Origin of the sequence: Kitasatospora sp. NPDC056446, from assembly GCF_042796115.1 — a bacterium.
Taxonomy (GTDB): domain Bacteria; phylum Actinomycetota; class Actinomycetes; order Streptomycetales; family Streptomycetaceae; genus Kitasatospora.
Genome location: NZ_JBHTRF010000004.1, coordinates 137,077 through 151,770 on the forward strand (window position 1 = coordinate 137,077; position 14,694 = coordinate 151,770).

At 72.5% G+C, this 14,694-nt stretch carries 9 protein-coding genes; 4 read left to right on the forward strand and 5 right to left on the reverse strand.

What is annotated here, in order from left to right:
- Window positions 1-31 precede the first annotated feature (31 nt).
- Together ACFQ6N_RS04350 and ACFQ6N_RS04355 are read right to left on the reverse strand one after the other, a co-directional pair.
- On the reverse strand, window positions 32-334 hold the full coding sequence (locus ACFQ6N_RS04350; protein WP_380646768.1) for a hypothetical protein: 303 nt from the start codon (window positions 332-334) through the stop codon (window positions 32-34).
- Complete coding sequence (locus ACFQ6N_RS04355) at window positions 331-1,491, reverse strand: anion permease (RefSeq protein ID WP_380646769.1); 1,161 nt, start codon at window positions 1,489-1,491, stop codon at window positions 331-333. The genes ACFQ6N_RS04350 and ACFQ6N_RS04355 overlap by 4 nt, the downstream gene beginning before the upstream one ends.
- Before the next feature lie 432 nt (window positions 1,492-1,923).
- Between ACFQ6N_RS04355 and ACFQ6N_RS04360 the strand changes: the two genes are divergently transcribed.
- A complete protein-coding gene (locus tag ACFQ6N_RS04360; RefSeq protein WP_380646770.1) occupies window positions 1,924-3,090 on the forward strand; it encodes a serine hydrolase domain-containing protein in 1,167 nt (388 codons plus the stop codon).
- A 204-nt stretch (window positions 3,091-3,294) separates the two neighbouring features.
- Window positions 3,295-4,470 (forward strand): serine hydrolase domain-containing protein, encoded by a 1,176-nt coding sequence (locus ACFQ6N_RS04365; RefSeq protein WP_380646771.1) that lies wholly within the window; start codon window positions 3,295-3,297, stop codon window positions 4,468-4,470.
- Window positions 4,471-4,767: 297 nt separating this feature from the next.
- Here ACFQ6N_RS04365 and ACFQ6N_RS04370 read toward each other — a convergent pair whose 3' ends face one another.
- Window positions 4,768-5,697, reverse strand: coding sequence for a sensor histidine kinase (locus tag ACFQ6N_RS04370; RefSeq protein WP_380646773.1), 930 nt, complete (start codon window positions 5,695-5,697; stop codon window positions 4,768-4,770).
- Between the two features lie 166 nt (window positions 5,698-5,863).
- Here ACFQ6N_RS04370 and ACFQ6N_RS04375 point away from each other — a divergent pair, with 166 nt between their 5' ends.
- Window positions 5,864-8,281, forward strand: a complete 2,418-nt coding sequence (locus tag ACFQ6N_RS04375) for an MMPL family transporter (RefSeq protein ID WP_380646774.1) — start codon at window positions 5,864-5,866, stop codon at window positions 8,279-8,281.
- A gap of 273 nt (window positions 8,282-8,554) precedes the next feature.
- Here the strand turns inward: ACFQ6N_RS04375 and ACFQ6N_RS04380 are convergent, their stop codons facing one another.
- Window positions 8,555-8,950, reverse strand: coding sequence for a winged helix-turn-helix transcriptional regulator (locus tag ACFQ6N_RS04380; RefSeq protein ID WP_380646776.1), 396 nt, complete (start codon window positions 8,948-8,950; stop codon window positions 8,555-8,557).
- A 63-nt stretch (window positions 8,951-9,013) separates the two neighbouring features.
- On the opposite strand from ACFQ6N_RS04380, the gene ACFQ6N_RS04385 reads away from it, so the two are divergent.
- Window positions 9,014-9,901 (forward strand): NAD(P)-dependent oxidoreductase, encoded by an 888-nt coding sequence (locus ACFQ6N_RS04385; RefSeq protein WP_380646777.1) that lies wholly within the window; start codon window positions 9,014-9,016, stop codon window positions 9,899-9,901.
- Between the two features lie 313 nt (window positions 9,902-10,214).
- Here the strand turns inward: ACFQ6N_RS04385 and ACFQ6N_RS04390 are convergent, their stop codons facing one another.
- Window positions 10,215-14,492 (reverse strand): CHAT domain-containing protein, encoded by a 4,278-nt coding sequence (locus ACFQ6N_RS04390; RefSeq protein WP_380646779.1) that lies wholly within the window; start codon window positions 14,490-14,492, stop codon window positions 10,215-10,217.
- Window positions 14,493-14,694 lie beyond the last annotated feature (202 nt).

Sequence of the window (14,694 nt, forward strand, 5' to 3'; positions counted from 1 at the left end):
GTGCCGGTCCGGGCCCCTCGGCGACGGGTGGTCAGCGGTGGCTGACGATCACGGAGATGCCCCAGCCGATCGCCGCGAGCACCACCGCGAAGAGCAGTCCGGCCAGGGCGTAGCCGACCGGCCCGGCACCGGGCCGGTCGGCGGCCGGGCCGGCGGTCCGTTCGGTGGCCGGGCCGATGGCAGGCTCGCCGGCCGTCCCGCCTGCCCCGACTGCCGGGCCGGGCGGGTTGAGCAGGCGCAGGCCGAGCGCGAACAGCGCGGGCAGCCCGGCGCCGGTGAGCAGCCCCACCACGACGATCCGCCACAGCGCGTCCAGGTTGACCCAGGAGTTCACGAGCCGACCTCGTCCTTGGCCTTGACCGGCTCCGGGGCCACCGAACCGGTCCATGCGGCGTTGACGTTCTCCGCCGTTACGGGCGGGTAGCGGGAGGCCGCGAAGAAGGCGACCGAGGCCAGCACCAGCACCACGAAGACCACCACCACCCCGGCCGTCCCGCCGATGCCGTCCGCGACCCAGTAGGCCACCGCGCCGACCGCCGCGGCGGCGGGCAGGGTGAAGAGCCAGGCCGTCACCATCCGGCGGGCGAGCTGCCAGCGCACCACCGCGCCCCTCCTGCCGACCCCCGAGCCCAGGATCGACCCGGTGGCCACGTGCGTGGTGGAGAGCGAGTAGCCGAAGTCGGTGGAGCAGAGGATCACGGCGGCCGAGGCCGACTCGGCGGCCATCCCCTGCGGCGGCTCGATCTCCACCAGCCCCTTGCCCAGTGCGCGGATCACCCGCCAGCCGCCGACGTAGGTGCCCAGGGCGATCGCCAGCGCGCACGAGACGATCACCCAGTCCGGTGCCCGCGCCCCGGCCTCCAGGGTGCCGTTCGCGATCAGCGCCAGGGTGATGGCGCCCATGGTCTTCTGCGCGTCATTGGTGCCGTGGGCGAGCGAGACCATGGACGCCGAACCGATCTGGCCGAGCCGGAAGCCGCGCCCGCGCGGGCCCTCGGGCACGTCCCGGGTGAGACGGTAGACCAGGAGGGTGCCGACCACGGCCACCGCGCCGGCGATGAACGGCGACAGCGCCGCCGGCACGACCACCTTGGAGACCAGCCCCTGCCACTTGACGGCCGAGACCCCGGCCGCCGCGACGGTCGCCCCGACCACCCCGCCGATCAGCGCGTGCGAGGAACTGGAGGGGATCCCGAGGAACCACGTGGCCAGGTTCCACAGGATGCTGCCGGTCAGACCGGCGCACACCACGGTCAGGGTCACCTCCCCCGTGGCGACCAGGCCGTTGGCGATGGTCGCCGCCACGGCCGTCGACAGGAACGCGCCCACCAGGTTCAGCACCGCCGACACCGCGACCGCGACGCGTGGCGGGAGCGCGCCGGTGACGATCGAGGTCGCCATGGCGTTGCCGGTGTCGTGGAAGCCGTTGGTGAAGTCGAAGCCCAGCGCCGTGGCGACCATCAGCGCCACGACGGCGTCATTGCCGGTCACGGGCCCGAACCTAACCCGCGCCGCACGCCCCTCCGGCCCGGCGGCGACCCGCCGCGCCGGACGGCGAGGGGCCGCCATCCGGCCGGTCCAACGTCCGGCCGGGAGGAGGCGGGCGACACGGACTGCAGTAGTCCGGGCCACAGTTGCCCCGGCCCCCGCCTGCTCCGGTACCCCTCCGGCAGGCGGCGGCCGGCTTCCCCGCGCCGTCAACCGGCCTCGTGTGGAGTCGAGTTGCGGCTTCGCCGCGCCCCCGGTGGCGGGTGGTCCGGTCCCTGCCCGGGGCCAGGAGCACGGTCCTGGCCCCGGGCGGTTCCCGGAGCCGGCTCCCGGGTCCGGTCTCGTCCTGGCTGCGGACGAACTCCCCCGGCCCCGAATGGTCCTCTTGATCAAGGCCGGAAATCACCGGCACGGTCCATTCAGAGGGGTTCCTCCGTGTACGAGAACACACCGCACAGCCGCGTCCGGCGTTCCCGCCGGGGCGGCAGGCACCGGGCGGTGGCGGTCGTGACCGCCGTGGCCGCCGGTGTCATGGCGGCCGGCGCGCTGGCGCCGACCGCGGCCTTCGCGGGCGGCAAGCCGGACAGCGTCCAGCAGAGCCTGAACGCGCTGGTGAAGGACGACGGCCTGCCCGCCGCGCTGGCCTCCGTCAAGGGCCGCGACGGCCGCACCCGCACCTACACCGCCGGCGTCGGCGACCTCACCACCGGGGCCAAGCCGCCCGTCGACGGGCAGATACGCGCCGGCAGCAACACCAAGACCTTCACCGCCGTCGTCGTCCTCCAACTCGTCGCCGAAGGAAAGATCGGCCTCGACACCCCCGTCGAGACCTACCTGCCCGGACTGCTGCGCGGCGACGGCATCGATGGACGCAACGTCACCGTCCGGCAGTTGCTCCAGCACACCAGCGGCCTGCCCGAGTACGTGGACAAGGCCGCCATCCTCTCCAGCCCGAATCGGTACTACGAACCGCGCGAGCTCCTCGACGCGGCTCTGGCCCAGAAAGCCCACTTCGCCCCGGGTACGCGGTGGGAGTACAGCAACACCAACTACCTGCTGGCCGGGCTGATCATCCAGAAGGTCACCGGGCGGCCGCTCGGCGAGGAGGTCACCAAGCGCGTCATCGACCGCATCGGCCTGCGCCATACCTCCTTCCCCACCCCCGGTGACACCGCCATCCACGAGGCCCACCCCAAGGGCTACCACCGGGAAGCCGACGGCTCGCTCCGCGACTACACGGAGCTGGACCCGTCCTGGGGGTGGGCGGCGGGCGCCGTCGTCTCCACCAACACCGACCTCAACTCCTTCTTCACCGCGCTCCTCGGCGGCCGGCTCCTGCCCCCGGCGCAGCTCGCCCAGATGCGCACCACCGTCCCCGCCGAGGGAATGGATCCCGGCGTGGGCTACGGGCTGGGCCTGATGAGCCGTCCGCTGTCGTGCGGCGGCGTGGCCTGGGGCCACGGCGGGACCATCCCGGGCTACAAGACCGCCGGGGGCGTCACCGACGACGGCCGCGCCGCCAGCGTCGCGGTCACCGCGATCCCGGGCGACGAGGCCGGGCAGCACATCGATGCCGCGGTGGACGCGGCCCTGTGCCGCTGACCCCGCGGCCCCTCCCCGGTCCGGCCTGAGCATCCGCGATCCGCACCGGCACAGGCACCGGTACCGGACTGGCACTGGCACTGGCACCACCGACGGGTTCCGCGCGCCCGGCGCGCCCTGGCACGCCTCCGCATGCCTCCGCGCGCCTCGGCGCGCGGAACCCGTACACCCCGGCGATTCGCCCTTCAGCAGAGGAGTTCCTCCGTGAACGAGCACGTACAGCACAACCCGGCCCGCCGGGACCGCCTCGGCCGGCACGCGATGGCGGCGGCCGTGGCGGCCGTGGCCGCCGGCGTCGTGGCGGCCACGGCGGTGGCACCGACCGCCGCGTTCGCGGGCGGCAAGCCCGACAGTGTCCAGCAGAGCCTGAACGCGCTGGTGAAGGACGACCGCATGCCCGCCGCACTGGCCTCCGTCAAGGGCCGCGACGGCCGCACCCGCACCTACACCGCCGGTGTCAGCGACCTCACCACCGGGGCCAAGCCCCCCGTCGACGGACAGATACGCGCCGGCAGCAACACCAAGACCTTCACCGCCGTCGTCGTCCTCCAACTCGTCGCCGAAGGAAAGATCGCCCTCGACACCCCCGTCGAGACCTACCTGCCCGGACTGCTGCGCGGCGACGGCATCGACGGACACGACATCACCGTCCGACAGTTGCTCCAGCACACCAGCGGCCTGCCCGACTACCTGGACGCCCCGGCCCTCTCGGACGAAACCGCCGTGCAGTTCCGCTACTTCGAGCCCCGCGACCTCCTCGACGGCGCCCTCGCCCAGAAGGCCCACTTCCCCTCGGGAAGCAGCTGGGAGTACAGCAACACCAACTACCTGGTCGCCGGGCTGATCATCCAGAAGGTCACCGGACGACCCGTCGGCGAGGAGGTCACCAAGCGTGTCATCGACCGCATCGGCCTGCGCCACACCTCCTTCCCCACCCCCGGCGACACCACCATCCACGAGGCCCACCCCAAGGCCTACCACCGCAGCTCACCGGACGCGCCCCTGGTCGACTTCACCGAGATGGACCCCTCGATAGCCTGGGCCGCGGGCGCCGTCGTCTCCACCAACACCGACCTCAACTCCTTCTTCACCGCGCTCCTCGGCGGCCGGCTCCTGCCCCCGGCCCAGCTCGCCCAGATGCGCACCACCGTCCCCGCCGAAGAGCTCGGCCCGGGTGTCCGCTACGGTCTGGGCCTGCAGAGCAGGGAACTCTCCTGCGGCGGCCTGGCCTGGGGCCACGGTGGCACCGCCCGCGGCTACCGCTCCCGCGGCGGCGTCACCGACGACGGCCGCGCCGCCAACATCACGGTCACCGCCATCCCGGTCGGGGACGGCGCGCAGCACATGGCGGCCGCCCTGGACGCGGCCCTCTGCCGCTGACCCACCCTCGGTCCGGCTCCCGCGCGCGGGGGCCGGACACCGGACGGGCGGGCGGGGCGCCCAGGCCGGGGGCCCCTGGGTCCGGCCCGGGGGGGGGGGGGCGGCCCCGGGCCGGGCGCGGGGGGCCCCCTGGACGGGAGCCGCGAGGCCGTTCGGCTCGGGGCGTCGGTTCCGTGTCGAAGGCGCTCAGCGCGAGGACCCGGCACCCGGGCGGTTCCCGGGTGAGCCGCTCGGTCGCCTGGGCCCCGGTTCCTCACCGTCGACCGGGCGGTTCCTCACCATCGACCGGGCCGTCCCTCACTGTCGACCGGGCGGTTCGTCCCCGTCGACCGGCGCCACCGGCAGACCGGCCACCACCCGGAAGCCTCCGCCGTCCACACCGCCTGCCACCAGGCTGCCGCCGAGCAGCGCGACGCGTTCGCGCATTCCGATCAGCCCGTACCCGGTGCGGCCCGCCCCCGGTCCGCCCGCACCGCCCGCCCCCGCCAGGGCGCCCACCAGTGTGTCGGCCGGCGTGGCGGTGCCGTTGTCGGACACCTCGACGGTGATCCGGTCCGGGTGGTACGTCAGCCGGACCCTCGCCCGGACCCCCGCGCCCCCGGTCCGGCCGCCCGCCCGGGCCCCGCCGGCGTGCTTGCGGGTGTTGGTGAGGGACTCCTGGACGATCCGGAACACCGCCAGACCGGTGCTCGGCGGCAGCCGGCGCTCCTCCCCCAGGATGTCGAACTCCGTGGGCGGACCGGCCTTTCGGGACTCCTCGACGAGCCGTCCGAGGTCTCCCGCGCCGGGCTGCGGTTCGGCCGGCGCCTCGTCCGGCTCGTCGCCGGCCCGGAGCACGTCGAGGAGTTGGCGCATCTCACGCAGCGCCGTCCGCCCGGAGGACTCAAGGGTGACCAGGGCGTCGCGCACCACATCGGTGTCACGCCCGAGGTTGGCCCGGGCGCCGCCGCCCATCAACTGCATGGTGGTGATGTGGTGGGCCACGATGTCGTGCAACTCCCGGGCGATGCGGCGCCGTTCCTGCGGCACCGGCCCGCTCAGGTTCAGGGCCAGGCCGAGGACCAGCACACCCGTCAGTGACGCCAGCGGGTAGCGACGCCTGGTGAGCAGCGGCACGGCCGCCAGGACGAGCAGCACCAGCGCGGTCAGGGCGATCGGCCCGTCCTCGCCCGGCCCGTCCTCACCCGGGCCGCCGAGCGAGTAGCCGAGCAGGCCCCGGACCGGCACCCGGGACCGATCCAGGACCAGGCCCCTGGTCCTGGTCCGGGCCCGATGGCGGGCCCAGGTCCTGACGGCGTTCTCCTCCCCGGCACGGACGAGGAGGCCAGGTACGCCGTGATGGTCTGGAGACGTGCCGGGATCCCCGGCGAGAGCACCACAGCCGGAGGACATCGTGATCCGCGCCCTGACCGGATTCTCCACCAGGAATCCGTGGAAGGTGATCGCCGCCTGGGCGGTCCTGGGAATACTCCTGACCGTCCTGAGCCAGACCCTGATCTACCGGGTGACCCAGACGCAGACAGCCGACTTCCTGCCGAGCAGTTACGACTCTGCGGCCGCCATGAAGATCGCCGAGGACCGCTTCGGGACGAAGCCCGACGCCAACCCGGTGACCGTCCTGGTCGCGCGGTCCGACGGCGGGACCCTGACCGCCGCGGACCGGCAGCAGATCGACGCCGGGGCGAAGCGGCTGAGCCGGCTCAAGGTCACCATGCCCACGCCCAAGGACGCCCCGCCGTTCCAGCGGGACTACTCGCAGGTCCCCCAGGTCGACCCGGCCATGACCGCGCCCGACGGGACCTTCGAGCTGCTCTCCGCCAACCTCACCGGAAACTCCGCCGACCCGGGCCTGGAGGACACCTTCCGGGCGTTCCGGGACAGCACCCGGGCGGAGTTCGCCGCCCAGGGACTGCGGACCGGCTTCACCGGTGCCCTCGCCGACCAGGTCGACTCCGCCGACGACGGCAAGACCCTCGCGACCGTCGCGTCCGCCTGCGCAGTCGGCCTGATCATCCTGCTCCACATCCTCGTGTTCCGCAGCGTCCTGGCCGCGCTGCTGCCGCTGATCGCGGTGGCCTTCGTCAGCGGCGTGGCCGGCGGCGCCGTCGTGGGCACCGCCCTGCTCACCGGCATCAAGCTCGACCCGTCCGTACCGAGCCTGATAAGCGTGGTGCTGCTGGGCATCGGCATCGACTACTTCCTGTTCCTGATGTTCCGCTTCCGCGAGCAGCTGCGGGCCCACCCCGAACGCCACCACCGTGCCACCGCCGCCGAGGTCAGCCGCAAGGTCGGCACCGCGATCACCTCGGCCGCACTCACCATCGTCGCCGCCTTCGCCACCCTCGGGCTCGCCGGTTTCGGACAGTTCCGGGTGCTCGGCCCGGCCGTCGCGGTCTCGGTCCTGGTCATGCTGCTCGCCAGCCTCACCCTGATGCCCGCCGTGCTCGCGGCCTGCGGACGCGCACTGTTCTGGCCCTCACGCGCCCTCAAGACCGTGCCCCGCGACGGTGCCGCCGCCCGCTTCGCCGACCTGGTGGCCCGCCGGCCCGTGGTCATGATCCTCGCGTCGCTCGCCCTCCTGGCCGCACTGGCCGGCGGGCTCGCCGGGATCAGGATGGACTACGGCCTGGGCGGCGGGCCGCGCACCGCCTCCCGGACCACCGCCGCCGAGATCGCCCGCGCCCTGCCCGCCGGCGTGGCGGACCCGACCAGCGTCTACGTCGAGACCAAGGGCGCCGGCCCGCTCTCCCCCGGCGCGCTGGACGGCATCGCCCAAGGCCTCACCCGGGTCACCGGCGTCGGCCAGGTCGCCAAGCCGGTCCTGAGCGAGGACCGGCAGGCCGCCAGGATCGACCTGTTCCTCACCGCGGACTCGCAGTCCCAGCAGGCCCGCGACCTGGTCTCCGGACCGATCCGCGCCGCCGTCGCCCAGAGCACACCGGCCGGCCTGAGCGCGCACGTCGGCGGAACCCCGGCCGTCTTCGCCGACGTCTCCGCCGCCGTCGACCACGACCTGCGGCTGGTCTTCCCGGTGGCAGCCGCACTCATCGGCGTGATCCTCCTCCTGCTGCTGCGCAGCCTGCTCGCACCGGTGGTCCTGATGATCTCGGTCGGCCTCGGCTTCGCGGCCACCCTCGGCGCGGCAGCCCTGCTGTTCCAGCACACGATGGGCAAGCCGGGCGTCAACTTCACCCTGCCCCTGGTCCTGTTCCTGTTCGTGGTCGCGCTCGGCACCGACTACAACATCCTGATCAGCGACCGGATCCGGGAGGAGATGGAACACCCCGGGCCGCCCCGCGCCGCCGTCGCACGCGCCCTCCGGCACACCGCCCCGGCCATCGCGACCGCGGGCCTCGTCCTGGCCGGCTCCTTCGCCGGCCTCGCCGTGACCCCGCAGCCCTCGACCCAGCAGATCGGCTTCGCCACCGCGCTCGGCATCCTGCTCTCCGCGTTCCTGCTCTCCATCGTCCTGGTGCCCGCCCTGGCCGCGCTCCTCGGCCGCAGCCTGTGGTGGCCCCTGCGCCCCGGACGCCCCACCGGCCCGCCGGCCACCCAGCACCGGGCGGACGCACCGCAGGCGCCGGCATGGGGGCACGCACCGCAGGCGCCGGCGTGGGAGCACGCACCGCAGGCACCGGCTTGGGGGCACGCACCGCAGGCACCGGCTTGGGGGCACGCACCGCAGGCACCGGCATCGTCGCAGTGGGCCGCGCAGCCGCAGGCGGACGCCTTCCCCCACTCCCCCAACCCGTACGCACCGCACGACGAAACGGGCGCGAACCCGTCCTCGACCCCCCGGGGACACCACTGACCCCACCCACCACGGCCCCCGGCGGAACCACCGCCCGGGGCGCCGCCCGGGACACCGCGCGGGAAGGCCGTACAGCCGCCGCACCGGACCCGGAGGACAGTCGAACCGCCGGACACCGCCCTGCCCCGGGCGGTGTCCGGCGCCTTGTCGTTCGGCCCGTCACCTGGTGACCGTCGCCTCCCTGCCCAGTAGCCACCTTTTTGTGCGTACTGGGCAGCGAGGTGCGGCGCGACGAGACTGGTACCCAGAAGGGCGAAGGGAGATGACAGCAGGTCAGGAGGCCGACGGTTCGACCTGTCCGACCTGTTCGGTTTGTCCGGCCTGCTCGGCTTGTTCGGCCGTCATGCGGTCGAGGCGCTCGTGGCCCAGGTCCGAGACCGGGCCGAGGGCGTCGGAGAGCCGGCGGCCGAAGTCGGTCAGGGAATAGACCGTCTTCAGCGGAAGGACGTCGTGCACCTCGCGGTGCACCAGGCCGTCGGACTCCATCTCGCGCAGGGCCTGGGTGAGGACCTTCTCACTGAGGCCGGGCAGCCGTCGGCGGATCTCGGCGGGGCGCCGCGGGCCGGCCTCCAGCAGCCAGAGCAGGGACGTCTTCCACTTGCCGTCGATCACGGCGATCACGGCCGTCACCCCGCACACGTTCGGGTTCATCGCCTGACTGCGCGTCATCTCATCCCCGTCCCTTCCCCCTGGATCGTCGCTGTCCACCACCATGTCTACAGGAGATGAAGTATGCCCACCAACCACACCCGGCCCACCGTCACCGTGCTCGGCCTCGGACCGATGGGACGCGCCCTGGCCGGTGCCTTCGTGGACGCAGGCGTCCGCACCACGGTCTGGAACCGCACCCCGGGCCGGGACGCCGCGCTGGTCGCCCGAGGCGCGGTGAGCGCGGCCACGGCAGAGGAAGCCGTGGCGGCGAGCGAGCTGACGGTCGTCTGCGTGGTGAACTACGACGCCTCGGACGCCGTGCTGCACCGAGAGGAGGTCGAGGCCGCGCTCAAGGGCCGGACGGTGGTCAACCTGACCGCCGACTCGCCGGACCGGGCCCGGGCCACGGCCGCGTGGGCGGCGGAGCACGGCGTCGAGTACCTGGACGGCGCCATCATGACGCCGGCCCCGAGCATCGGCACGCCGGAGGCGGTCTTCCTCCACAGCGGGCCGGCCGACCTCTACGAACGGCACGCGCCGGTGCTGGCGGTGCTCGGCGGCACCCACACCCACCTCGGCGAGGAGATCGGCCGCGCGGCCGGCTTCGACATCGCGCTGCTGGACATCTTCTGGACGGCGATGGCCGGGTACGTGCACGCGCTGGCGCTGGCCAAGGCGGAGGGGATCAGCGGGCGGGAGCTGGCGCCGTTCGCCCAGGGGATCGGTGCGATCCTGCCCCCGCTGTTCACGGAGTTCGCCGAGGACTTCGACAGCGGCAGCTACTCGGGCGCGATCAACCCGCTCACCTCGGGCGTCTCCACCATGGCCCACGTCGTGCACACCGCGGAGTCGCACGGCATCGAGTCCGGCGTGATGCGCGCGGCCGAGGGCCTGGTCCGGCGGACCATCGCCCTCGGCCACGGCAAGGACGGGGTGAGCCGTCTCGCCGAGGTGCTCGGCCGACACTGACCCCGGCACACCCACACCACCAAGAGGCCCTCCGCCCGCAGCCACGGTCCCCGGCCGGCCCCTGGCAAGATCGCAAAGCGGCAGCGCAACAGCCACCCACCACCTGTCGGACCACCAACAAATGGCTGTCGGCCCGGGATCCATCCCGGGCCGACAGCCATTCCGACTCACGTCGGGACGACAGGATTCGAACCTGCGACCCCTTGACCCCCAGCATGAACAGCCCAACGAGCGAACTCCACGACCGTCACGGTAAGCACCGTTGCAGTACTAAGCGACGGTCGTGGGGACAGCCGCGGATCACTTGTGCCAGTCAGGCGCCGGTATGCGTGTATGCCGCCCAGAGGGTCGGGGTCAACGGGTAGCGGGTACGCAGTCGTCTGACGGCGTCATGTAGGGCGCGAGCACTGAGTTCAAGCCTGGGCTCCGTGGTGCCATTCCTTGTAAGGGAGGCGTAGAAGTCGGCAGCGAGTTGTGCCGAGGTGCGGTCGTCGACGGACCACAGGGTTCCGATGACGTGTCGAAAGCCGGCGAGATGGAACGCGCTGGCGATGTGGATCGACTCGTCGGCCAGACGCGACGAGGTTCCGCTCGTGGCGCACACCGACAGGTACGCCAGACCTGCGGACAGTTTCAGGGCGCTGATGTCCGAGACGGCGAGCGGTCCGGTGGCATGGTCGGCGAGGACGAGGTGGCTGCGGGACGGGTCGGCGGTGTCGGTCACGCCGTGGCAGGCGAAGTGGGCGATGCGGTGGTCAGGCAGGGCGCGCAGCACGGCCTCACGGGTCGGGGCCGCGAGCACGTGGGCGTCGGGAACCAGCCCGGTGATCGCTGTGGTCTCGACGTTGACGCCGGACAACGCGGCGGCCCGTGGAGCCCGGGGAACGGGCACGATCAGGGTCGAGTTCTCGGGCGAGGACGAGCGGCGGCCGGTCTGGATGAGGGCGCGCACGGTGGTGGCGTAGGAGGAGACGACCCGGTCGAGTACGGTGCGGGGGCCGCCGGGCCGGTCGGCCGGATCGGCGTGGTGGCCGGCGGCGTGAACTGGGAGTTCGGCGAGTTCACCGACGGGACACCACCACACCTCGGGCCAGGGCTGTCCGGGTTCAGGGGGCGCGGTGTGACCGAGGTGCGTCAGTACGGGCTCGGCCACCTTGTCCCACAACCCTGCGAGGATGGGGCGGAGTTCGTTCTGGGCCAGGACGCGTTCCATCGGGTCGAGACTCCGGTCGGCGACGGAGCGGAGGATCCCCCGCAGACGCATCACTGCGAAAAGGGCCATCTCGTAGGACACGGCCAGTGGAACGGTCTGGACGGGGTCCTCCGGCCGTCCGGTGAGAATGAGGGCGTCACGACGGCTCCGGGTCGCGGTGAGGAAGACGACGGGGCCTGCCTGTGCGGCACGTGTGAGGTCGGCGATGTCCGGTGCTTGGAGGAACCTCTCACAGCCGGGGATCTCGCGGATGCGTTCGAGCAGGCTTCGCCTGTCTTCATAGGTACGCCGTCGGGCACTGGCCAGTTGGCGCCCTTCGGCCACAGCCGCCGCGGTGTGGACCTCACGGTGCTCCCGGTCGGCGGCCGACTGAGGTCGGTCCAGGTCGTCGAGCCGGGCGTTCAGTTGGTCGAGTTGGTCGGCGAGATGCGGTGCCTGTCCGCGTAGGCTGGTCAGGTCTTGGTCGCGTCGGCCGAGAACCCAGGCAGCGAGGACGCCCCGGCAGCGTTCCAGGAGTTCCACGGCGCGTACCGGCTTGCCCACGGCCAGGGCTGCCGCTGCGGCCTCTGCGGCCAGGCCGGGCACCAATCGGCCCAACTGGTACTGGCGGTCGCTTCGGGAGAGGCTGCCCGGGGCAAGGGTCTCCAAAAGGTCCGTCGCACACTCCAGCGCCTCCAGCGCGGCCGGCGCATCACTCTCCGCTGTGAGGAGAGCGAAGCTGCGGCAAGCGGAGACGCGGACGCTTGTCTCTCCGGCCGTACAGTCCATGGCTTCCCGGTGGCAGGAGCGTGCCTCGTCCGACAGACCGGGCTGCCCGGCGGTCTCGGACAGGCTTTCCAAGGCCCAGCCGAGTTGCACCAGCCAGGTCGCCCGCATGGGATGGTCCGGCGGCGTGCCAGCGACAGCCTCGCGTCCGGCCCGGACGGATTCCTCCAACGCGCCTGGCCGCGCGGCCAGGAGCGTGAGCACGGCCGCGAGGTTGCCCAGGTATGTGAAGCGGTCGGGGTGGTCGGGCGGCGTGCCGGCCACCGCCTCGCGCATCGCGGCGACAGCCCCTTCCAGCCGACTGCTCTTTCTGTTGTGTTCGAAACTCTTCACCAGAACGGTTCCGAGGGAGTTGATGTGGACGACACGGCGAGGGTCGTCTTGCGGGGTGGCGGCCACGGCTTCGCGCGCGGCTTCGACGGCCTCCTCCAGGAGATCGCCGCGACCGGTGCGACCGGACAGCTTCTCCAGTGCCTCGGCAAGCACGATCAGACAGCCCGCCCGATCGGCGTGGCCGGCAGGCACGACGGCGACGGCTTCGCGCGCGGCTTCGACGGCTTCCTCCAGGTGGTCAGCCCGCCCGGTTCTGTTGAAGAGCCACAGGAGGCCCCGGTTCAGGCCCCGCAGTGCCACGCTGCGGTCCCGGCTCCCCAGGTCCTGGATGGCGAGCGACTCGCGCAGGACCGCGACCGACTCCTCCTGGTCCGCGACCCTGCCGGTCATGACGGATCGTCGGCAGAGAACGTCCCCGAGGTTGCACAAGGTCCTGCTCCGGTCGGGATGTCCCTGAGGGGCCGCGGCGGCCGCGGCCCGGGCCGCGTCGAGGGCCTCGTCCAGCAGAGCCGTCCGTCCGGTCAGCTGGGCCAGTCGCACCAGGATAGATCCGAGCATACTCAGCACGGCCGGCCGGTCGAGATGGTCCTGCGGGGCGGCAGCAGCCAGCCGGGCCGCCTCGGCGGCCGCCTCCAGGAGATCGGTCCGCCCGGTACGCTCGGACAGCTTCCACTGCACCCTTGCGAGGTTGCCGGCGAACATGCCGTACTCGGCCTGGCCGGGATGAGCCGTGGACAGCACCTCCCGCAGGATGGCCTCCGCCTCCTCCAACTCCCCGGCCCGACCGGTGTAGTCGGACAGCGCGAGCAGCTCACCGGCCAGATCACTCAGCCGTCCGACCCGGTCGGGGGTGCCTGGAGCCGCGGCACCCAGCGCTCGCCGTCTGTCCTCGACGGCCAGTTCCAGCTGTGTGAGCGGACCGCCATGTGTCGTGAGGAGCGAACGTGCGTATGCCAGGTTGTGCAGGTGACCGGCCCGCTCCGGGTCGTCCTCGGCGCAGGCCGCCACAGCCGCGCCCAGGGCGTCGACGGCCTCGTCGAGCAGTACGGCCCGGCCGGTCTGCTCGAAGAGGCCATGGAGCGCGATCCCGAGGGCGCTCCGGCAAGAGGCCAGAAGGGCGTGGCCCTCCGGGATGGCTGCCATCGCAGCACGGAGTGCCGCCACCCTGCGCTCTGGTGGAGTCGCCTCCCTCGCCGTCTTCACCAGGGCGTCCAGAACCGCCGTTTGGATTTGGAGGCAGCCGTCGCGCTCAGGGTGGCCGACCGGCGTGAGGGCCACCGCCCGTCCCGCCGACGCGACGGCCTCCGCCAGCACGTCGGAGCGTCCGTTGTGCCGTGCCAGGTACCAGAGCATCGTCGCGACCGCGCTCAGCCGACGGGCCAGGGCCGGATCACCCTCGGGAGTAGCAGCCACCGCCTCTCGCATCGCCTCGGCCGCCTCCCGCAGCGGGCCGATGCGACCGGTCTCCTCGAACAGGGTTCCCAGCCCGATGCCGAGGCCGTCGAGACGCTCGGCGCGCGTCGCGTCGTCGGGCTCGGTTGCGGCCACCGCCTCACGCATCAGGGTCACCGCTTCCACCAGTTCACCGGGCAGGCCGCCACGCGTCGCCAGGTACCAGAGGTCCTGTCCCAGGTAGAAGAGCCGACGTGCCCGATTGGGATCGTCGGCGGGGGTTGAGACCAGTACCTCCCGCAGGACCTCGATGGCCCGCTCCAGTCGGTCGATCCGTCCGGTCTTGCGGTACTGCTGATACAAGCTCACTCCGAGGCTGTCGAGCACCCATATCTCCTGGAGGTCGCGCCCCGGAACCACGGGGAAGGCAGTCAACAAGGCCAGTGTCCGAACGAGCCGGACGACCTTCTCGTCCAGGTTCTCCAGTGACCCGACCCTGTCGAACTGAGCCAGCAGATCGTGGGCTCGCATGTCCCAGATGCGGGCGGTCGGGTAGGAGCCGGCCGAGGCATGCGGGTCCGAGGCGACTTCCAGTTCGTCTCGCAGGTCCTCCGGAACCGACCGGGGATCGGATCGGTAGGAGGGCACCAGGTACCGGATGGCCGCGATCCGGTCTGCCAGCCCTTCCTGCCCACCGAGGGCCCGGCAGCACTCCCAGTGGTACCAGCCCAGCACGCGTGCCGCGCGAGGGTCCGTTCCGGACGCTGCCGCACGGGCCAAGGCCCGTACGGCCCAGGCGGCATCCTCACCGAGGAGCCGTACCGAATCCTGAGTAGCGCCCCGTACACATGCTTCCACCTCGGCGAGCGCCGTCTCGCGGTCCAGCACGGCCTTCCCCTTTCTCCGGCTCCGTCGACCTGTGCTCCCGCATTCCTGTATGGCGCCTCGGAAATACCCGGCACCGAGCGGGTCCTTCTTGCCGCTTTCCATCCCTTACCCAGCCGACACAAACTAGACTCCCAACCGCCCGGCGGTGACGGCGAATTGGATCCGGAACGGCGAACCCAGGACACAGGACACGGGAAGGCGG

Coding starts and splice junctions, on each gene's coding strand:
- ACFQ6N_RS04385 (WP_380646777.1), top strand. CDS start 9,014: ATGCCCACCAACCACACCCGGCCCACCGTCACCGTGCTCGGCCTCGGA.
- ACFQ6N_RS04380 (WP_380646776.1), bottom strand. CDS start 8,950: ATGACGCGCAGTCAGGCGATGAACCCGAACGTGTGCGGGGTGACGGCC.